The organism is Virgibacillus salarius, assembly GCF_039521925.1.
GTDB classification, from domain to species: Bacteria; Bacillota; Bacilli; order Bacillales; family Amphibacillaceae; genus Virgibacillus; species Virgibacillus salarius.
The window spans coordinates 49733-69605 of the sequence record NZ_BAAACY010000145.1 but is presented as its reverse complement, the minus strand read 5'-3'; the positions used below and the strand labels follow the sequence as shown (position 1 = coordinate 69605).

Below are 19873 nucleotides of genomic sequence, written 5' to 3'. Positions count from 1 at the left end.
AAGCGCAAGCACCCGATTAGAAACGTAGAGAGTTAACGGAGATAAAGGAATCACGGTGTGGTTGCGCGCGAACCGATGATGGCGTATCGTAGGGCAATTCGCGAGACTGCCTAGTTTCTAGACGCTGGAGCTTGACGCGGTTCAACACGCCCATAGTTATCCATAGTGCTCAAATTTTATAGTTTCCTAGACAACAAAAAAAGCTTGTAGAAAACATAAAGGTTCTCTACAAGCTGCAAGGAACGTTCCTCTATGAACATTCCTTTTTCCATTTCATAATATGTGAACAAATTCACCATGTAATTGTTACCCATTCTTTATTTAGCTACTTCTATTTGATATTCCTCGTGTTCGTGTAAACCTTCATCATTTTCAACATGGATGATAGCATGATAAGTACCCTGTTCCCCAAAAGAATGGTTTGCAGTATATTCACCAGCCTTTTTCTCTTCTGCATCTACCCATTCATGTTTTTCTTCGCCTTCTTTCCATACCTCATAGCGCACAGCTGCTTGTTCAAGTGCTTGTTCATCCATCTGTAGATGAACGGTCATTTCCACATCCTGATCTATTTTTACATTTTCTAGTTTATTAAAGTGCATGGAGAATCCTTCTGCATGTGTACCATGATCGTGCTCTCCTGAGTCATGTTCATGATTTTCAGCCTCCTGCTCCTCATGACTTTTGCCATCTCCAACTATTATTGCTTTTTTCGGCATGGTATGAAGCGCCCTTGCGGTAGTATGAGCATACATTTCATATTCTCCGTCGTGATCAAATGTTGTTTCTGCAGTGTATGTACCATCTTGATTGTTTGTAGATTCAACTTTAATACTGTCATCTTTTTTGTCTTTTTCCCAGATTTCGAAAACCACTTCTTCGGCATCTGTAACCTTTTCATCACCATAAGTCACTGTTGCTTTTAATTCCACCGGATCACCAGGATCAACTGTTTCAGGTACTTCAAAATCTACATTTAATGACTTAACCTCTTCATCTTCAGCCTTTTTTGTCGTATCATCTTTTTCATTCTCGCCACAAGCGGCAAGAACCATCATCAAAATCATTCCTAAAATCAGCAACAAATATTTCTTGTGCATCTGACATTCTCCTCTTTTAATGGACTCAAAGACTAGTGCTTCCCACCACAAGTTGTATTACCATTCATTTTTTCAAATAAAGCTTTTTTAGCTGCTTGGAAGGCATATACTTCCCCTCCAAAACCCTTGACAAATTTTTCGGCATGCTCTTTCCATTCAAAAGTTAAAACCTGCGGTTGACAGCATCCCATATGTAATGTTGTATCCATTACAAACCAAGCTGAGGGTGCACTTATAGTTGTCTGTCTAAAAAAGTCTGGGCAAATCGCTTGAATTACCTTATCTCCCAATTGTTGATGTCGCAATAATCCGCAGTGAGCACAGCAGGCCATTTCGATTTTATCATTAGATAAGATTAAACGATAAGCTAGCCTATCATTATTTTTCCGGCTACAAAATACACAAGCATCATGATTAGTGTTCGTTTCCTGATGCTCCGTATGTACTAAAGAAATTCCTCCAAATGTTTTCTTAACAATCCCCTGATCTAATAGTCCCTTCACATCACGATGTATTGTCATTTCTGAGACACCAAATGTTTTACTTAATTCAGCTATTTTTAGATTCTTTTTTTCATAGATAAGTTTTTTTATGCGATTTTGACGCTCCAACGGCAGCATTATTTACCCCCCTTACATAACATCATTTAACATCTTATAACAAAATATATCATGTGTAATCGGAATCATCAATGTAATTTCTTTGAATTATTTGTGAATAATTTATGTACTTTATGAATAGAATTATCTATTAGTCAATTCACGAATTCATTGCAAACTTAACACATTCTACTATAGTTTCCCTTCCTTTATCTGTGAGTATTTGTTAATTTATAATAAATGCCTTACGAATCTAAAGGAGAGATAAAATGAGTATCGAGATGTTACTTGTTGGCCAGCAGTGGAATATACCATTATTATGCGCACTCATATTAATAGTCATTGGATATATTCTATTATTCATAAAGAAAAGGTTAACAATAAATACGAAGTCTCAGCCTATATTATTAATCTTCTCCCTATGCCTCTTCTATCTAACCATAGGTAGTCCATTATCAGCAATTAGCCATTTTAACTTTAGTTTTCATATGATTCAAATGAGTATCGTCTATTTTATTATCCCGCCGTTGTTTATACGAAGTAGTCCTAAACTACACGTCCGTACTAGGAATAGCTTTTTAGGTATCCAAATTCGACTAAACATGAAATTGCTAACGATATCAGCACTTCTCCTTTTTGCTATCTTATTTTTTCTGTATCACTTACCTGTTGTCATGCAGTTTATATTCAAATACCCTATGATTCGTATACCATATTTAGTTATACTTTTCATTTTAGCTTTTTTCATGTGGTGGCCATTAGCTAGTACCAAAGCTAAGATTTACTTTGACCAAAAGCAAAAGCGGAAATTCGTATTATTAAGTGCTATGATCCTAATGCCTGCATGTATGATATTTATTATTAGTGCATTATTTAATGGGATGCATCATCCATTTCTAAATCAAGTTACCACCCAACTATGTATTCCTCCAACAGTGGAGCAAACAAGTGTGGTACCTTTCTCTTTCAATACACGCATAGATCAAGGAATCGCAGGATTTTCGATGCTTGGAATTCACAAAATTGGGTTAAGGTTGTCCACTCATTTGAATAAGCACTGTAGTTAATCAAATCCCATCGCTTCATTGTTGCCCTACTATCTCTGCTTAAACCTATGGAACTGGTTTTCCTAACAATGTCGTTCTCTCTACAATTTCGAACAATGTTGACATTAGGTGTCATATTTAACCGTTACACTAACAGTATATCAATTTGAAAGGAGTAATAAGATGGGAAATTTGACAGGGAAAGTTGCCATTGTTGCTGGCGGAACAAGAGGAGCAGGACGTGGTATTGCTATCCAGTTAGGGGAAGCAGGAGCTACAGTTTATGTAACAGGAAGGACTACGAATAACCATACTTCACCTATGCAACGATCAGAAACTATCGAGCAAACAGCAGCGTTAGTTAGCCAAGCGGGTGGCTGCGGCATCGCTGTTAAAACTGATCATACAAAGGAAAAACAAGTCAAATCCTTATTTCAAAGAATTGAACATGAACAGGGTCAACTGGACATTCTTGTGAATGACATTTGGGGCGGAGATCCGTTAACAGAATGGGGGAAAACTATAGGAGATCATGATTTATCCGATGGGTTACAGTTGCTGCAACAAGCAGTACAATCACATATTATTACTTCACATTATGCTATTCCACTATTAAAGAAAGCACCTCAAGGAATAATGATCGAAATCACTGATGGGACAGATTATTCCTATCGAGGGAACTTCTATTATAGTCTAGCTAAGATCTCAAACATTCATATGGCACAAGCGCTTGCCATTGACTTAAAGGAAGATTCGATTATAGCACTGGCTGTTACTCCAGGGTTTCTGCGCTCCGAGGCAATGCTAGATTTATTTCAGGTTACGGAAGATAATTGGCAGGATGGTGTTAAAAGCGATAAACACTTTATAGCATCTGAAACACCTTTTTACATCGGTAAAGCGATTAGGCATTTAGCAACAGATCCTGATGTTGATCGTTTTTCGGGTAAAACACTATCTACCTGGCAATTATCCGATATTTACAATTTTACGGACAGGGATGGCAGTAAACCACATTGGGGTAACTATTATCATAAGCATATAAAATGATAAGGGGAAACTTCAATCAATGGAAGTATTACTGCCAGTTATATGCGGATAAAAATGCCAAGCTAGTAGTTAACTACGGTTTGGCATTTTAGCATGAATAAACTTTGCTAATATCCTCACAATATGATTATCATCATTAACACGGGTTGGGGGATTATAGATGGGTAATATTACAATTTCACAATTAATGGCTATTTTCTTGTTAAGCACAGGCTTAAGCAACCATGTTATTGTGATACCAATCTTAATTAACGCGACTGGCCGAGACGCTTGGATTAGTGTGCTAATTGGTTATAGCCTCCTTCTAGCCCTTTCCCCATTGTTCCTTTATGTTACAAAGCAGTTTCAAGATCAATCGCTATTTCAATGGTTATCTTCTAACTATTCTAAAACGCTAAGTTATGGTATTGCTATTTTAATTATTATATTTCTTCTAATTATGGGCTGGATAACCTTAAAGGAAACCGTTATGTGGACAGATGAAACGTATTTGTTTTTTACACCAATCCTTGTTATCACCTTGTTTACTTTAGGCGCATCGCTCTATATATCTTATTGTAAGCTAAACGTTATTGGTATCTGCGCAGGCGTTCTGCTACCTCTAGTAATTCTTTTCGGTATGTTCGTAGCAATTGGTACTATTCCCGATAAAAACTACCGACTTGTGGCACCAGTACTGGTTGAAAATGGATGGGGAGACGTCCTCCACGGTGCTTTGTTCGCATTTGGTTCCGTTATTGAATTATTTTTATTGTATTTACTTCAACATCAGGTTACAAAATCAATCCAATTCAAGCATTTAGTTTTTCTTATCTTATTTTTATCTATCTTAACTACCGGCCCCTTACTTGGGACAATAGCTACTTTTGGCGTTGAAGAGGCAGCAAAAATTCGTTATCCAGCCTTTTTTCAATGGAGAATTGTTGGTATTGGAAACTATTTTAACCATCTGGATTTTTTATCTATTTACCAATGGTTATCTGGCGCTTTTATCCGTTTAGCTATCATCTTATATCTCATTACCCAAGCCTTTAACATTACTAATAAAAAGAAACGGCTATTTATACAAGCTTTTATCTGCTTCATCTATTTACTGTTTATGTTAGCCCCTATTTCGGATGAGGCATTTTTGAAGTTTTTATCTAACTATTATTACTTGGGCAGCAGTATCTTTGGTGTTGTAATCACTTGCACGATCGCACTCCTGATTAAATTATCGAAGAATAGGATGTCTATACATGCGAAAAAATAAAAAGCAATCAAAAGAAAACTATATACGAGACTTATTTCGAGATTCTTCGGATGTCTCCATTGAAAACCATCTCTTATATAATCCAAAGCACAAAGAACCGATGTTAGTGATTTACTGCAACGGTATGATTGAACATAGTTTATTAATAAACAGTATTTTACCTGAAATACAAGAAATTTATTATCATAATGGTCTAAAGGGTGTAGAACATATAAACTGCTCAAAAAAAATAAAGTGGTCTAAAGATGAGGTCAATATCGGTCAAACCCTTCCAGAAAAAATATTTAACGGCTATTCAGCATTCATAATATCAGACCATATTTATTTCTTTGATACTTCGAATCCACCAAAGCGTTCACCTGAAGAGTCGAATGCAGAAGTATCTTTACGTGGACCTAGAGATGCATTTATTGAGGACATAAGCTCTAACGTAGCACTAGTTCGCAAGCGCTTAAAGACCAACTCGCTTACTTCAAAATCATTTGTAATTGGAAAAAGAAGTAATACGAAGGTAGAATTAGTTTATTTTAGCGATATCCAAAATAAAGATATGATAAATGAAGTTACAAAAAGGCTCAATCATATAGATATTGATATCTTGTTAAGTGATAATCAGTTATTAGGTATTCTTGGTGAATCTCATTATTCCTTATTTCCCCTTATGCAATCAATATCTCGTCCAGATGGTGTTGTAAGTAGCTTAGCAAGAGGTAGGTTCGCCATTTTTATTGATAATGTACCAAATGTAATTATTGCTCCTGGCAACTTAGGATTATTTTTAAATACTTCTGAGGATGAGCATACACCGTATTATTATGCTACGTTTGAATTGTTTCTTAGACTTGTTGGGTTTATGCTGTCTATCTTCTTACCAGCTTTTTGGGTATCGCTATCTGCTTATAATGTTGACCAGATACCATTTCCACTATTAGCTACAATTGCTGCTTCAAGATTAGGTATTCCATTCAATACGACAGTAGAGTTACTCTTAATGCTTGGATTATTTGAATTATTTAGAGAAGCAGGAGTAAGATTACCGAAACCAGTTGGTCAAACCGTAGCCGTAGTAGGTGGTCTCATCGTAGGAGATGCAGCCATTCGTGCCGGTTTAACCTCTCCAACGATGCTAGTTATTTCATCTATTACGGCAGTTGCTACGTTTACATTAGGAAATCAGGCACTCTTTGGCACGGTTTCCATAATTAGAATCGGATCAATTCTTCTATCATCCTTATTTGGTATGTTTGGATTTTTCATTAGTGTTTTCCTTACACTTGGCTACCTTGCAAAACTCGAATCATTTGGTGTTCCTTATTTAAGCCCAGTTTCTCCTTTCTCTAAAAAAGATTTTGTGAAAGCCGTCGTAAAAGACCCTGTTGTTAAACAAAATGAACGAGCATTAATTTTGGATACGAATGATGCAGACAGGCAGGCTGATAAATAATGAAGCGTATCAAAAAATTACTTTTAATTAGTTTCTTATTACTCGTTTTAAGTGGTTGTTGGGATGAAAAAGAAATTGGCGAGGTTAATTACGCAACCGCTATGGCAATTGACTATCAAGATGAAAACTATATTATTTATGTGCAAATTTTAGACTTTTCCAATGTAGCAAAGCAAGATGTTAATAAACCCGCTCAGCAAGTTCCTCTTTACATTGGTAGGGCTAAAGGGAAAACAGTTAATGATGCTGTTAATAATTTATATCATACGTCACAGCAAATGATTAATTGGGCGCATGTTGGTGCTGTTATTTATACGCAATCTGTAATTGAGAAAGGAGTTACACGTGCGGAGCAGTCATTACGAAAAAACGGGCAATTTCGTTACACTCCTTGGATGTTTGGAACAAAAGAATCGATTGACGATATCCTAAGTGCTACAGGATTCTTTCAACTACCACCTGTCTACACCATTTTATATAAGCCCACGGATACGTATACTATTAACTCCTATATTAGGCCGATCCGCATGCATAAATTTGTTTCCATCTACAAAGAGCCTGGAGGAACGGCATTATTACCTGCTCTTTCTATCGATGAAACAGATTGGAAGGAATCTGTCGTGGAACCTAAGCCTAAAAAGACATTAAAGGTGAATGGTGTATTTCCCATTCATAATGGGAAGGGCAAGGAATGGTTATCCCATGATGAACTACCAGGACTTCGCTGGACCAATAATGATACGAAAAATACAACAATAGATGTTGTAGAAGATGATCAAATTAAAGGAACAGTTCGAATTATGAAGCCCCATGTGGAATTTAGTGTAGAGAAAAAGGGAAGCGATTTTCAATTTTCCATCCATGTGAAAGCTGTAGGGTCACTTTCTGACATGGAGGAGCAACTTTCAGTCAAGAAAATTGAAAAATTAGTAAAGAAACAAATAAAAAAAGAAATAACCGAAACATACTTAAATGGTATTAATAAAGGAGTTGACGTATATAACATTAAGAATAAGCTATTCCATCAACGAGTTAAACCAAAAGATTTAGCCAAGTATCCATTAAAAGCTGAATCACTTCATAAGATTACGGTTGATTTCCATCTAGAGACAAAGGGAGTATATGAATAAGGGCTTTTCTTTGTATTTCTTTTCTACATTAGTGGTAAGCATTTACGTTATGTTCTCCAATTGTCTATCAATAGCACGAAGCATATATGCAGCAAATAACTGTAATGCAGAAACATCCCATGCATGTTTTTGCTTATTTAAAGAATAATCAGCTAAGGAATGAGCTACTACCATATGTAAATCCTCTCTTTCATCAGCTAGCTGTGCTAGCATCCATTCACCTGCTTCTTGCTTAGACGATACAACACTTTCCCTCAAGTAATAAAGTACACGACATAAATTCAGACTATAATAAACAGGTGCGTTGCGAATTTCAATATAGGCATCTTCGATATCCTTCATAATGGAAGAAAGGTATATTGTATGATCAATGGCAGGAAAAGCTAGCTGCTTAGCTTCACCAAATAATGTAACTCCTCGTTCAAGGGTTACGACAATGTGCGCTGCTAAATCATAGTCTTTACCATTAGCACATAGGTAGTTTTCATTCTGTAAATAATAATGTTTATGGTCCATGGAATAATGTAATTCAAAAGGAGTTGGATATAAAAAAGGGTATAAGGTGGATTGCAACATCATACTCATTTCTATACGTACAGCAAACCTATCTTCTAAGTCGATCAATTGTTTAATTATATGCTTCTTTTCATCCAACGATAGTTGTTTTCCCACAAGAACTAATAGATCTATATCGCTATGAAGCGGATTATAACACCCCATAGCTAACGAACCATGTAAATAAATACCATCTAGTTTTTCCCCTAAACATGTTTGGAAAGCATGAACAATGTTTTGCAACGTTTCATCCATATTCATAAAGATCTCCCCCTAACTGCCATCCATTCCGTTACAATAGAAGTAGTTAAAGCTTAGCATGCAGAGCATGTTAGGTAAATAGGAAAGGAGAAAGCGACTATGTTTTATCATCAGCTGAGCCCTGAAGCAGGTTTACAATTGTTAGAACACCGTCATGCAAACCACTTATTTTATTTAACCGATCAATCAAGAAATCATCTTCGAAAATGGCTACCATGGATTGATCAAACACAGACTGTCGAACATTCCTTAGCCTTCATTGACAGTGCACTGAAACAGTTCAGCAATAATACGGGGTTACACTTAGGAATATGGTATAAGGGAGAATTAGCTGGAGTGATTGGCCTTCATCATATTGATTGGGGAAATCGCTCTACATCAATTGGTTACTGGCTAGGGGAAAAGTTTCAAGGAAAAGGATTAATTACAAGTGCATGCAAAGCTATAATCAACTATTGCTTCTTAGAGTTACAATTAAATAGAATCGAAGTTCGGGTAGCAACGAAGAATATTAGAAGTGCCGCTATTCCGCAGCGACTTGGTTTTCATAGAGAAGGACAATTAAGAAAAGCAGAGTGGCTGTATGATACATATGTGGATCATTATGTATATAGTTTGATTAAAGATGATCTTTCGTCTCATTAACTATATAACCTTTTGTCCGTAAGCCGGCTGTTCTTTATAATTAATTGTGTTATTAGGCAGAAGGAAACGATACATTTCCTTCTACGGAGTATAAGCATGCATATTGGATAATTCTAAAAGAATCGGTGAGAACGTTCATCGATTCTTTTATGAGTATATATTATTTATTTTACTGCCTTCCAGATCGTCCAATAATCTACTTCCGTAATTTCTCCTGCTGTTTTTAAAATTGTATTTAAATAGGATATAAATTTTTCAATTTCTTGATCAGACAGTTGATAAAGAATACTTTTCCCATTTCTTCTTCTAATATCCGTAAATAAAAGTTCTTTAGAAGGGTATATTTTTCTAGTTTCCTTCAATTGTAGCTCTTCGATATCTTTAAATCCCGCATCTTTTAATGAATTTATAATCACATCACTCGAGAATCGTCTTTTTTCTTCATAATTAATTAACCGGGGAAATAGCGAATATAACCACCCTCTAATATGTTTAGTATCGCCATCTCTCAAGCAATCGCTTATCGTCCTATCTTGAATAAGGTACACTCCATCTTTTTGTAAAATTCGATATGCCTCACGAAAGCAAGCCGGTAAATCCTTCAAATGATGAATGAGCGCTCTTTGTAGAACGAGGTCAACGCTACTTTCTTGTAAACCTGTACTATACGCATTACCTTTTTTAAATGATAGTTGTGAATAATTCTGACAATTCTGCTTGGCAGCTGTTAACATTACATCTGAAAAATCAATACCAATAACGGTGGGTATGCCCATTTCTGCCAACGCTTTGGCATAAATTCCGCCATCACAACCAATATCAGCAGCACGAATACGTGAAGCAGGTTGATTCATTAAAGTTGTTACAATATTTATCCATGAAGAATCTGCTTCTCTCGTTGCATACATCTCTTTGTGCTCTAACTCATGAAAATTCATAGTAAACAGCTCCTTATCATCTGCATGTTAATTCAATTGTAGCGTAATAGTCACGATAAATATAATCGTATATTTCTATTTAAATATATAAGAGATAATAATCACCATGCATGTAAATGTGTATATAGAGAGTGTGAAACTTCAATCCGTGGAAGGGCGTTTATCCCCCACGGATTGGTAGTACCACAAGGGTATGACCTAAAGTCCTTTAAACCAATCGGACATTTACTGGCAGTTGATCCACACTTACCCATATTGCATTCACTATTGCTTGATGTGAGGATTTTACTGCCAGTTATATGCGGGATAAAATGAAAATGACGAATTAGGAAGAACGCCCAACCTTTACACCATTACTTTACATCTACTGTATTATCACCCGAATTTTGCGAAGGGGGTTCTTATTTGAAGCTAACAAAATTTGTTGATAAATTGCCTATTATGAAATCAATAAAAGGAAAAGATTATTCTTATTTAGAAATAAGGATGGAAGAATTCAGACAAAAACTACATCGTGATTTAAGACCGACAACATTATGGGGATATAACAGACAATTTCCTGGACCTACGATTGATACTGATCAAGGTAATCAAATGCATATTAAGTGGATAAACAACCTTCCTGATAAACATTTACTGCCAGTTGATAAATCCATTCATCATTTAGCTCATCAACCAGAAGTTCGAACAGTAACTCATTTACACGGTAGTGTAACTACCCCAGAAAGTGATGGCTACCCTGAAGCTTGGTTTACAAAGGATTTTAAGAAAGTAGGGCCTGCATTCCAACAGCAAGTGTATCATTATCCAAACAAACAGCGTGCTACAACACTTTGGTATCATGACCATGCTATGGGGATTACGAGATTAAATGTGTATGCAGGACTTGCCGGAATGTACATTATTCGAGGTAAGGAGAGAGAAATGAATATTCCAAACGGTCCTTATGAAATTCCACTCATTATCATGGATCGTACCATTAATGAAGATGGATCTCTTTACTATCCAGCACAGCCTAATAATCCCACTACGAACACACCAAATCCATCTATTTCACCTGCATTTATTGGTGATAAAATACTCGTTAATGGTAAAATATGGCCGTATTTTGAAGTAGAACCAAGGAAATATCGTTTTCGGATTCTTAACGCGTCGAATACAAGGGGATATCAATTATACCTTAGTTCTGGTGCCCCCCTATATCAAATTGGTTCAGACGGAGGTTTTCTCCCCAATACGGTTAAGGCAAATACGATAAATATCGAGCCAGCTGAACGTGTTGATGTAATTGTTGATTTCAGCAAGTATAAAGAGAACTCTATTATTTTGAAAAATGACCTTGGACCCAATGCTGATCCAGATGATGAAACAAACGAGATCATGCAATTTAGAGTGCAACTACCACTAAAACAACGAGACCATACTATTATTCCAACCTACTTATCAACCATACCCTCTCTCAAACAAAATAAAATTAAAGCGGTTCGTAATCTAAAACTCATAGGATTAAATGATGACTACGGGCGACCACTGCTACTATTAGATAATAAAAAGTGGGGAGATCCAATTACTGAGACACCAGAATTAGGCTCAACAGAAATCTGGTCAATCATAAATGTTACCGGTTTCAGCCACCCTATCCATATACACCTTGTTCAATTTCAATTATTAGATAGGAGAGCTTTTGATTTGGCGCACTATAATAAGGATGGAAGGATTATCTACACGGACTCACCTGCTCCTCCTCAGCCAAACGAAAAAGGATGGAAAGATACAATTTCAGCTCCCTCAGCACAGATTACAAGAGTAATAAGTAAATTCGCACCTTATACTGGAAAATACGTTTGGCATTGCCATATTTTAGAGCATGAGGACTATGATATGATGCGGCCATTTAAAGTAATAGATCCTAACAACCAATAGGACGCTTAGAAAACCAGCATATTAATCTATAAAAAAACAAACAGGTTGAAAATAGTTCGTGCTACGAGCTGCTGGGAAAATATTCTTTGCTATCCATGGTAGATAGTGAGCCTTCTTGCGCTAACGTACGAAGAAGGCTCACGAATTCTTTCTACGTTGGAATACCCGTGAATATCTTGAAATTGTCTTACTGCCTGTTAACGTGAGGTAAGCATAGATAATTTAAAACGCCAGTTCCACTTTCTTTCCCTTTTCTATTGCTTGTTGTTTATTGTCTTCATACACATCACTTGTCGTTATTGAAATGGAGTTTAACTGTTCTGGATCTGATTTCTCAAGAATATATGCAAGTTCACCTGTTTTCACCTGTCCAGGTGATAGCTTTCCATGAAGTTCTTGTAGATAAAAATCATCTTCAAAACCCTTTAGTTCCCCTTCACTCGTCTCCAATACCGATACAGGTGCAACATTAATCGTTTGTTCACTTTTGTTCTGAATCTTTACTTGTAGCTTCAAGTAATTAAATCTATCTTCATGATGAGTGAATTGATGGAAGTAATCTATCAAATGAAGAGCAGGTCTATATTCCATCACCTTCAAATTCTTATATGTGAGCTCAATTGGTCCAATTTCTAGTCTTTTACTATCGTCTGCGCTTGCTACTAAAGTAACCTTGCCATCTTCATCTTCATATGTATCACCAATTTCTTTCAATGACCTCGTATCAGGTGCCTGTGGATTATTTATATATTGATCAACTTCTTTCTCTTCCTCTTTTATTGCTTGCATCCCTTTTCCTTTTTGTTCAGAATTTACAGCACCATTTTCTGCTTCCGCGTTTTCATCATGCCTAGCACAACCAAATACAACTAGAATAGCTATCAGCATAAGTAACCATTTAATCATTAATCTAAGCCCCTCCTGCCTCCATTTATGTAAATGATCCCGCTGCTTAAGTAACGGGATCATGGTATACATAGTTATTTAGGTTATGGCTTGGCGCTTCGAATATTTTTTAATATATCCATCACCTTGCGCCCAACCTCATGGTTATCATTTAAGCCAATAAACTGATCTGCCTGTGGACCATAAGCATATACATTTACATCTACACCATCATGTCCGCCAGTTGTCCATCCAGTACCAGAACGCACATCAAAAATTCGTTCAATCGCATTATCAATTTCTGTTGTATCGTCAGTTTCAACCGCTTTTTTTACAGATTCTATTTCTTCCGCTGTTAGATCCAAGTCAATATATTGATCCAAAACCTCTTTAACATCCTTGCCGTCACTAATCTCAGCTGCCATAAAATCAGGAGTACGTTTAGCTGCTCTCAAGGGTGTTGGATCCCATTTATATTCTCCATCGACCCCCATCACCAAACCACCAGTAGAATGGTCAGCAGTAGTGATTACTAACGTCTGCTTGTCTTTTTCTGCAAAATCAATCGCTCTTTCATAAGCTTTCTCAAAGTCTTTCATTTCACTCATCGCACCAACGATATCATTATCATGACCCGCCCAATCTATTTGACTGCCTTCTACCATTAAAAAGAAACCATCTTTGTTTGTGCTCAAGCGATCTATTGCTGTATCCGTCATTTCTTCTAGAGATGGCTGCTCTTGTGGTCGATCAATTGCTTTATCTAGCCCAACCGGAGCAAACAAACCTAAGATTTGCTTATTCGTATCAGCTACTAATTCTTCTCTTGTATTTACATAGCTATATCCGGCATCTTGAAATTCTTCTGCTAGATTGCGATCCTTTCTTTCAAAATAGGAGATACCCCCTCCTAAAATAACATCCACTTTATGCTTACCATCTACTTTTTCATCTATATAATCATCAGCAATATCATTATAATTATGACGTGACTTATCATGAGCTCCAAAAGAGGCTGGAGTAGCATGATTTACTTGTGATGTAGAAACAAGTCCTGTTCTTTTTCCTCTATCTTTTGCTTCTTCTAATACTGTCTTTACTTCATTCTTTTTCATATTAACGGCAATTGCACCATTATATGTTTTAATCCCAGAGGATAACGAAGTTGCAGCTGCCGCTGAATCTGTAATACTCTCTTCTGAATCCCAAGAATAGGTTTGCTGCATTCCCACTAAATGCTGATCAAAAGCAGTTTCCTCCAGATAAGGCGATGGATTATTCTTAAATGACCGATATGCTGTATTGTATGTTGGCCCCATGCCGTCCCCTATCATAAAGATGACATTTTTGACTTTTGCTTGACTAGGATAATGCCTCTTCGCTTCCACCTCTTGACCTGCAGCTATAAAACTACCAAGTACTAAAGAAGTGATAACTGTTAAGGTTAGTAATCTTTTCCCACACCTTTTGTTGATCAAAACAATTCCTCCTCATTTGTATTTGGACTCCATTACAGATTTTACAGAGAAACTATTAATCTATGGTTAAGAGTATATAAGAATAGAGTAAAAATAAAAGGGAAAAAATTCCTGGTCAAAAAGCCACATCACTTTAAGTTTTCTTCTAAGTTCTCTTCAGAAAACAACAAACTGCCGCTTGTAGTGATATCCTATCAAGCGACAGTTTTTAACTTTTACACCATTCATTTAGCAAAAGGAATCCTTTGATTTTGGGACTGATAATCCAAATAATGGTCGAAGGTATAGGGCTAAAAATGTACCAGCTAATGCTAAGATCCCCCAGACATAACCGTGTAGGCTAAAAGAAGCTATCCCTCCAAAATAAGCGCCAATATTACAGCCAAATGCAAGGCGAGCTCCATAGCCCATTAATAGCCCTCCAAGCATAGAAGCTACTACGTTTTTGAAGTTTAATTTTGTAAATTTAAATAACCCACCAGCTGCTGAGGCAAGAAACGCACCAAGAATAACACCTAAATTTAGTACAGTGGTAGAGTCTGTGAATATAGACGATTTTAGTACCTGAGCATTTGCTCCCTGCCAATAGCCCCAACTAGCAACGTCGACACCAAAGAATTGTGCTACCTTAGAACCCCATAGCGCAAATGCTGATGTAATTCCCCATGGAGCTCCACGCGTAAGTAGTGTAAGAGCATTTAATATAGCTAATATGCTAGCTGCTACAAATAATGGCCAAGAACCTCGTAAGATACGTTTCCAACCGTTTGTTGAAGGAACAGGTGCCATCTTAGGTGCTTTTCTTTTTCTTTCCACTTTAAACGTAATCCAAGCGATTAATCCAAATAATGCAATGGATACAATCCAAGCACCACCATACCCAAGTCCTGTTGAGGTTGCTAATGAAATAGGTTCAAAAGCTGGTAATTCTTCTGTCCAAAACAGGAGATGCTTCGCTCCAATGGTGGAACCGATAATAAAGAAAAGTAAGGTTACAAACATGACGGATCGTCCCCCACCAACAGCATATAATGTTCCTGAAGCACAACCACCACCAAGTTGCATCCCTATTCCAAACATGAAGGCGCCTACTAATAGACTTATACCTACTGGTGATACGTAGCCAGCGACTTCTCCACCAAAGAAGGAATGACCAAACGCTAAAATAGGTGCAAATAATGTCACTGCAATTGCTAGCATGAGCATATGTGAACGTAGTGCTTGCCCATTACCTACTGACATAAATCTTCTAAAAGCGGAAGTAAAGCCAAAACGCGCATGGAATAACGTATAACCAAGCAATAGCCCGATTATTAACAGTAACGGCTGAGTAATAGGTTGCTTAGCGAATAAGTAGATTAGCAGAATCGCTCCTACCAGTATCCCCCCAATAATTAAAGAAATTTGTGGTTTATTTAACTTCGTTGTATTTTTAGGAATTGGATCTTTTACTTCTCTGATTGGTTGAATCTTTGTCGACATCCAAAACACCCTTTTCTGATGAAATTAGTCAGATTTATTTCATTATGATAACTGCTATGCAGATTACTGTCAATAATTCGCTATGCATATTGGTCCGAATTTAACGGAGAAGATCTGGATAATAGACCTATTTATTGGTACGATCGAAATAATGAACCTCCATGTAGTAACAGCTTCTCAAATGGCAAAACGTTTATATCACACGAAGAGATTCACTAGCTTTGACTAGAGGAAAAAGCTTAAAAATTAATTCAACATAGTATAATAAAGCGTTATTACGTTATCGTTATCGTTATTTCGTATAGTGATACATAATTTTTTATGCTTTGGGCATCGCTAAACTATCTAAACGAATAAGGAGGTTTTTACATGTCTGAGGAAAACAAAAATCGCAATAAAGATAAGAATAAGCAAAATAACAGAAACAAACATAATAAACAACAGGATCACGTAGAATTTGCAAGCGAGAATGAATTTAATACAATTGAACAGAAAAAACGAAAGTAAATAGAAAAATCGCTATCTGTGGCTGTGACGCAAGAATTTTTAAGCGATGAATAACCCAAACTTCATCTGAATATTTTAGATAAGGTTGGGTTTTTGTTTTGGATCTCGGTAGTTTATTCATCGCTTAGTCAAAATGCTTCGCTTTCCTGTAGGATCTTCAGTCGTACTTTTGCCGTAAGATAAGGAAGCCTTCAGAAGCGATACATCGCAGGCAGAAAAGCGCTCTTCTTTTTCAAGGAGTCTACGTATTTTGACTGCGCATCGTATGAACATTTTTTATCGTTCGGCTTTTGGTTTAGCTATTTTAGTTTCGTCCCAGCCTACTTCTGTTTGTATCATCCTGTAATACGTCAATAGAACTAATTTACTTACGAAATGAATATTTTAGGCTGAAATTACAGCATATCCTTTTGTCCATCTCCAGTTTAAATACGGTGCATATTTATATCTATTTTATAAGATATAAAGTACACTCAACATGCATGATTAATGCGCTATTTATCCAGTAAAGGAGATACGAAAATGAAGACCGTCTTTAGTGACGTTGTAGAATACCGCGGTAGCCATTATGACTTCGGGTATTATCAAGGTGAAATTCTTAAACAAACACCTATTTTAGTTAATCGAAAAAAACAGTGGGAATCACAGAAGCGACGCCATTTCATTATTCAACTTGATACAGTGAAAGAAATGCTCCTTTATTTTGCACCTAGAATATGGGATGAGCTACAAGGTTTAGCCGATGCGTTACAACTGACGATCAAGGAAGCCGTCCAAGATTTTGGTGGCTACTATTTGGAATTTATTAGAAGTGGCTGTTCTATTTTCACAGGATCACATTATATGATTCGCAACTATGATAATGACCCTTCTACTTATGAGGGGCGTTATGTTATGTATCAGCCAAATGATAATGGCTACGCTACCATAGGACCAACTATGCAAATTACTGGGCGCACAGATGGAATTAATGAGAAAGGTCTTGCTATGGGTTATAATTTCATTAATCGAAAAAAATCTGCAGATGGTTTTCTTTGTAATATGATTGGCAGAATTGTGTTAGAAAGCTGCGCTAATCTGGAAGAGGCAATAACATTACTAAAAGAAATACCGCACCGCCACTCCTTTAGTTATGTTTTAATGGATGGGCTCGGGAAGTCCAGCATTGTTGAAGCATCTCCGCGAGCAGTCGCAATACGACAATCCAATATTTGTACAAACCACTTTGAGCACTTAGTAGAAGAGAACCGTTATCGAATGGATGACTCATATCAACGTTATGAAGCAATCTATTCACAGCAGCAGCATGCTGTTGATCCTTATCATGCCTTTCGAATGTTAAATGATACTGATAAAGGCGTGTTTTCTAAGAAATATGGAGCATGGGCAGGAACATTACATACCGCTGCTTATTTTTCTAATGATTTAAAAGCATGGTTTGCGCTTGGCGGAGACAGAAAACCGCTTATTATAGATTTTCAAAAATGGCTGTATGGAAAAGACCTAAACGCAAAGCGAATTAAAGGAGAACTCGATGCCAAAGATCCCTTTGTAAATATGGAATATCTATAGCTATGAAAATGGGACATTGTACATAATCTCGTTCCCTATCATATGGTATAGCATAAAGACGATATGGATGGAGGTATGCAATGGAACGTTTACCAGCTATTGATCTTGGATTAATGTCTGAACATTTAGCTGCACACGAAGGGGAACTTTGTAAATTAAACATGTACTTTGCCATCGCTAATAGTAGCCAGTTAAAAAATATTCTTAAGCTACAATCAAATGTGATGTATGCTCATGTTTTAGTAATGCTTGCATTAATAAATCCTTATCACCAGCAGCCAGTTAAATTACCATCAATGGATAATACCCATTCTGATCAAAATGTAAAACATAGTACAGCCACTAAAAATGATAAATGGATTGCCACTGAAGCCCATACTTCAGCAAAAAGTATGGCAAATGATAATTTTATATCTGCTCTGATGATGCAAGACCAACATGTAAGAGATATTCATGTAGAAATGGCTTTACAACAGTTAAAAATACAAGAAAACTATGAAGATTTTTTAAAGAATATGGGGTGGACATTTGTTCCCTACACCACCAGTGAGGAACAATTAAACACATATTATCATTTCCAACAACTTTTTAATAGGTAACGAAAGATTGCGAGAACAAAATTTTAATTATTGAAAAAATAATTCACAAAATAAAAACCTGTTTGCAAAAAGCAACAGGTTTTTATATAGAAAGAGCGAATTCTCCTATTCACCTAGACAAACCTCGATTACCGGTACAGTTACTTTAGGTTTTATAACAGGTAACTCCAACACTGTCTCGTTTTTAGCAACTACAGGCATATCATGATGGAATATGTTCGAATCTTGATAAACTACTACAGGTACCTCACTATGATCATGAAGAAATCTAGCATATTTCACATTGCCTAAATTTTTCAGATGAATCGTACGAAACGGCCACGAGAATATATGAATAAACAAACGATTCCCCTTTTGAGTAAGTCTACAATCCTGCGGACATTCCATATAGCTTGCACCTGTACCATAAATAGCATCGTGATGATCATTCATCCATGTTTGCAACGCATTCAAAATATCCGTGGAGGCTGAGTCAAAATTCCCCCTTGCTGTAGGTCCAAAATTTAACAGTAAATTACCATCCTTCGAGACGGTATCGATCAAAAGCTTTATGAGCATTTCTGCGGATTTATAATGTAAATTAGTTGGATTGTAACACCAGGTGCCATTTAACGTTTGACATGCTTCCCAAATACGTTTCTTCCCATTATCTGTATATAATGGTTCTGTTGGTTGATATTGCTCTGGTGTATACACTCCTCGATCTAGCCCTAATCGATTATTAAATAGAATATGAGGCTGATAGTTAAGAATCATATTCTCCAATTTTTCAGCTTGCCAATCAGCTGGTCCTTTGCCCTTTGACCAACCCCAATCTCGATCATCGTAGGAAAAATCAAACCAAAAATAATCAATTCTACCATACTTAGTAACAAGCTCTTCTATTTGATTATATAAATACGTTTGATATACAACCATATCTCTTTCTCTCGATCGCTCAGCCTCATCATCACGTTGTGGATGTAGTCCATCAATTGTATAATGTTCATGATGCCAATCAATAAGTGAATGATAAAAACCAATTTTTATATTTTCGTTACGACATGCCGCTACAAATTCAGCTACGATATCTTTCCCATAGGCTGTATTCGTAATTTTATAATCTGTATACGCGCTATCCCATAAACAAAAGCCATCGTGATGCTTCGTTGTTAATACAATGTACTTCATCCCACTTTGTTTTGCCTGAGCAACCCACTCATATGGATCCGCTAAATCTGGATTAAATTGATTTGCAAGCTTTTCATATTCTTTTTTTGCTATTTTATCTTGTGTCATTACCCATTCGTCTTTTGCTTTTAGTGCATATAATCCCCAATGTATAAACATACCAAAACGATCCTGAAGAAACCATGATGGATCCCCGTATCTGTCTGGCCAATCCAACGTAGATGTCATTCATTTTCC

At 36.6% G+C, this 19873-nt stretch carries 18 protein-coding genes; 10 read left to right on the top strand and 8 right to left on the bottom strand.

The window, feature by feature from the left end; translation table 11 throughout:
- Positions 1–317: 317 nt before the first annotated feature.
- Both ABDZ84_RS17870 and ABDZ84_RS17865 read right to left on the bottom strand, forming a co-directional pair.
- Positions 318–1100, bottom strand: coding sequence for a FixH family protein (locus ABDZ84_RS17870; RefSeq protein WP_026682187.1), 783 nt, complete (start codon positions 1098–1100; stop codon positions 318–320).
- Between the two features lie 32 nt (positions 1101–1132).
- On the bottom strand, positions 1133–1720 hold the full coding sequence (locus ABDZ84_RS17865) for a DeoR family transcriptional regulator (RefSeq protein WP_343782463.1): 588 nt from the start codon (positions 1718–1720) through the stop codon (positions 1133–1135).
- Positions 1721–1968: 248 nt separating this feature from the next.
- Between ABDZ84_RS17865 and ABDZ84_RS17860 the strand changes: the two genes are divergently transcribed.
- The 5 genes from ABDZ84_RS17860 (at position 1969) to ABDZ84_RS17840 (ending at position 7621) form a co-directional block, all read left to right on the top strand.
- A complete protein-coding gene (locus ABDZ84_RS17860; protein WP_343782461.1) occupies positions 1969–2766 on the top strand; it encodes a cytochrome c oxidase assembly protein in 798 nt (265 codons plus the stop codon).
- A gap of 162 nt (positions 2767–2928) precedes the next feature.
- A complete protein-coding gene (locus ABDZ84_RS17855; RefSeq protein WP_343782460.1) occupies positions 2929–3795 on the top strand; it encodes an SDR family oxidoreductase in 867 nt (288 codons plus the stop codon).
- Between the two features lie 160 nt (positions 3796–3955).
- On the top strand, positions 3956–5047 hold the full coding sequence (locus tag ABDZ84_RS17850; protein WP_343782459.1) for an endospore germination permease: 1092 nt from the start codon (positions 3956–3958) through the stop codon (positions 5045–5047).
- Positions 5034–6491: a spore germination protein gene (locus ABDZ84_RS17845; RefSeq protein ID WP_343782457.1), complete on the top strand. Its 1458-nt coding sequence runs from the start codon at positions 5034–5036 to the stop codon at positions 6489–6491. Before ABDZ84_RS17850 ends, ABDZ84_RS17845 begins: the two co-directional genes overlap by 14 nt.
- Entirely contained in the window at positions 6491–7621 is a 1131-nt protein-coding gene (locus tag ABDZ84_RS17840; protein WP_121604985.1) for a Ger(x)C family spore germination protein, read from the top strand. Before ABDZ84_RS17845 ends, ABDZ84_RS17840 begins: the two co-directional genes overlap by 1 nt.
- Positions 7622–7663: 42 nt before the next feature.
- On the opposite strand, the gene ABDZ84_RS17835 is transcribed toward ABDZ84_RS17840, so the two are convergent.
- A complete protein-coding gene (locus ABDZ84_RS17835; protein WP_121604984.1) occupies positions 7664–8437 on the bottom strand; it encodes an aminoglycoside adenylyltransferase domain-containing protein in 774 nt (257 codons plus the stop codon).
- Positions 8438–8536: 99 nt separating this feature from the next.
- Between ABDZ84_RS17835 and ABDZ84_RS17830 the strand changes: the two genes are divergently transcribed.
- On the top strand, positions 8537–9082 hold the full coding sequence (locus ABDZ84_RS17830) for a GNAT family N-acetyltransferase (RefSeq protein ID WP_281949147.1): 546 nt from the start codon (positions 8537–8539) through the stop codon (positions 9080–9082).
- A 164-nt stretch (positions 9083–9246) separates the two neighbouring features.
- On the opposite strand, the gene ABDZ84_RS17825 is transcribed toward ABDZ84_RS17830, so the two are convergent.
- Positions 9247–10020: a class I SAM-dependent methyltransferase gene (locus ABDZ84_RS17825; RefSeq protein WP_343782453.1), complete on the bottom strand. Its 774-nt coding sequence runs from the start codon at positions 10018–10020 to the stop codon at positions 9247–9249.
- Between the two features lie 441 nt (positions 10021–10461).
- Here ABDZ84_RS17825 and ABDZ84_RS17820 point away from each other — a divergent pair, with 441 nt between their 5' ends.
- Complete coding sequence (locus ABDZ84_RS17820; RefSeq protein ID WP_051388388.1) at positions 10462–11943, top strand: multicopper oxidase family protein; 1482 nt, start codon at positions 10462–10464, stop codon at positions 11941–11943.
- 222 nt (positions 11944–12165) lie between these two features.
- Here the strand turns inward: ABDZ84_RS17820 and ABDZ84_RS17815 are convergent, their stop codons facing one another.
- The 3 genes from ABDZ84_RS17815 to ABDZ84_RS17805 form a co-directional block, all read right to left on the bottom strand.
- Entirely contained in the window at positions 12166–12849 is a 684-nt protein-coding gene (locus tag ABDZ84_RS17815; RefSeq protein WP_343782451.1) for a hypothetical protein, read from the bottom strand.
- 83 nt (positions 12850–12932) lie between these two features.
- Entirely contained in the window at positions 12933–14306 is a 1374-nt protein-coding gene (locus tag ABDZ84_RS17810) for an alkaline phosphatase (RefSeq protein ID WP_240455738.1), read from the bottom strand.
- Positions 14307–14534: 228 nt separating this feature from the next.
- Positions 14535–15788 (bottom strand): YeeE/YedE family protein, encoded by a 1254-nt coding sequence (locus ABDZ84_RS17805; RefSeq protein WP_166529950.1) that lies wholly within the window; start codon positions 15786–15788, stop codon positions 14535–14537.
- 369 nt (positions 15789–16157) lie between these two features.
- On the opposite strand from ABDZ84_RS17805, the gene ABDZ84_RS17800 reads away from it, so the two are divergent.
- From ABDZ84_RS17800 to ABDZ84_RS17790, 3 genes are all read left to right on the top strand, one after another.
- Complete coding sequence (locus tag ABDZ84_RS17800) at positions 16158–16295, top strand: hypothetical protein (protein WP_162986396.1); 138 nt, start codon at positions 16158–16160, stop codon at positions 16293–16295.
- A gap of 522 nt (positions 16296–16817) precedes the next feature.
- Positions 16818–17867 carry a C45 family autoproteolytic acyltransferase/hydrolase gene (locus tag ABDZ84_RS17795; protein ID WP_166529949.1) on the top strand — a complete coding sequence of 350 codons (1050 nt, stop codon included), beginning with the start codon at positions 16818–16820 and terminating at the stop codon, positions 17865–17867.
- 80 nt (positions 17868–17947) lie between these two features.
- Positions 17948–18466, top strand: coding sequence for a spore coat protein (locus ABDZ84_RS17790; protein ID WP_026682201.1), 519 nt, complete (start codon positions 17948–17950; stop codon positions 18464–18466).
- A gap of 105 nt (positions 18467–18571) precedes the next feature.
- On the opposite strand, the gene ABDZ84_RS17785 is transcribed toward ABDZ84_RS17790, so the two are convergent.
- Positions 18572–19864: an alpha-L-fucosidase gene (locus ABDZ84_RS17785; protein WP_121604981.1), complete on the bottom strand. Its 1293-nt coding sequence runs from the start codon at positions 19862–19864 to the stop codon at positions 18572–18574.
- Between the last annotated feature and the right edge of the window lie 9 nt (positions 19865–19873).

Excerpts from the sequence above, each read along its gene's own strand:
- ABDZ84_RS17870 (WP_026682187.1), bottom strand. The coding sequence starts at position 1,100 with ATGCACAAGAAATATTTGTTGCTGATTTTAGGAATGATTTTGATGATG.
- ABDZ84_RS17865 (WP_343782463.1), bottom strand. The coding sequence starts at position 1,720 with ATGCTGCCGTTGGAGCGTCAAAATCGCATAAAAAAACTTATCTATGAA.
- ABDZ84_RS17860 (WP_343782461.1), top strand. The coding sequence starts at position 1,969 with ATGAGTATCGAGATGTTACTTGTTGGCCAGCAGTGGAATATACCATTA.
- ABDZ84_RS17855 (WP_343782460.1), top strand. The coding sequence starts at position 2,929 with ATGGGAAATTTGACAGGGAAAGTTGCCATTGTTGCTGGCGGAACAAGA.
- ABDZ84_RS17850 (WP_343782459.1), top strand. The coding sequence starts at position 3,956 with ATGGGTAATATTACAATTTCACAATTAATGGCTATTTTCTTGTTAAGC.
- ABDZ84_RS17845 (WP_343782457.1), top strand. The coding sequence starts at position 5,034 with ATGCGAAAAAATAAAAAGCAATCAAAAGAAAACTATATACGAGACTTA.
- ABDZ84_RS17840 (WP_121604985.1), top strand. The coding sequence starts at position 6,491 with ATGAAGCGTATCAAAAAATTACTTTTAATTAGTTTCTTATTACTCGTT.
- ABDZ84_RS17835 (WP_121604984.1), bottom strand. The coding sequence starts at position 8,437 with ATGAATATGGATGAAACGTTGCAAAACATTGTTCATGCTTTCCAAACA.
- ABDZ84_RS17830 (WP_281949147.1), top strand. The coding sequence starts at position 8,537 with ATGTTTTATCATCAGCTGAGCCCTGAAGCAGGTTTACAATTGTTAGAA.
- ABDZ84_RS17825 (WP_343782453.1), bottom strand. The coding sequence starts at position 10,020 with ATGAATTTTCATGAGTTAGAGCACAAAGAGATGTATGCAACGAGAGAA.
- ABDZ84_RS17820 (WP_051388388.1), top strand. The coding sequence starts at position 10,462 with ATGAAATCAATAAAAGGAAAAGATTATTCTTATTTAGAAATAAGGATG.
- ABDZ84_RS17815 (WP_343782451.1), bottom strand. The coding sequence starts at position 12,849 with ATGATTAAATGGTTACTTATGCTGATAGCTATTCTAGTTGTATTTGGT.
- ABDZ84_RS17805 (WP_166529950.1), bottom strand. The coding sequence starts at position 15,788 with ATGTCGACAAAGATTCAACCAATCAGAGAAGTAAAAGATCCAATTCCT.
- ABDZ84_RS17800 (WP_162986396.1), top strand. The coding sequence starts at position 16,158 with ATGTCTGAGGAAAACAAAAATCGCAATAAAGATAAGAATAAGCAAAAT.
- ABDZ84_RS17795 (WP_166529949.1), top strand. The coding sequence starts at position 16,818 with ATGAAGACCGTCTTTAGTGACGTTGTAGAATACCGCGGTAGCCATTAT.
- ABDZ84_RS17790 (WP_026682201.1), top strand. The coding sequence starts at position 17,948 with ATGGAACGTTTACCAGCTATTGATCTTGGATTAATGTCTGAACATTTA.
- ABDZ84_RS17785 (WP_121604981.1), bottom strand. The coding sequence starts at position 19,864 with ATGACATCTACGTTGGATTGGCCAGACAGATACGGGGATCCATCATGG.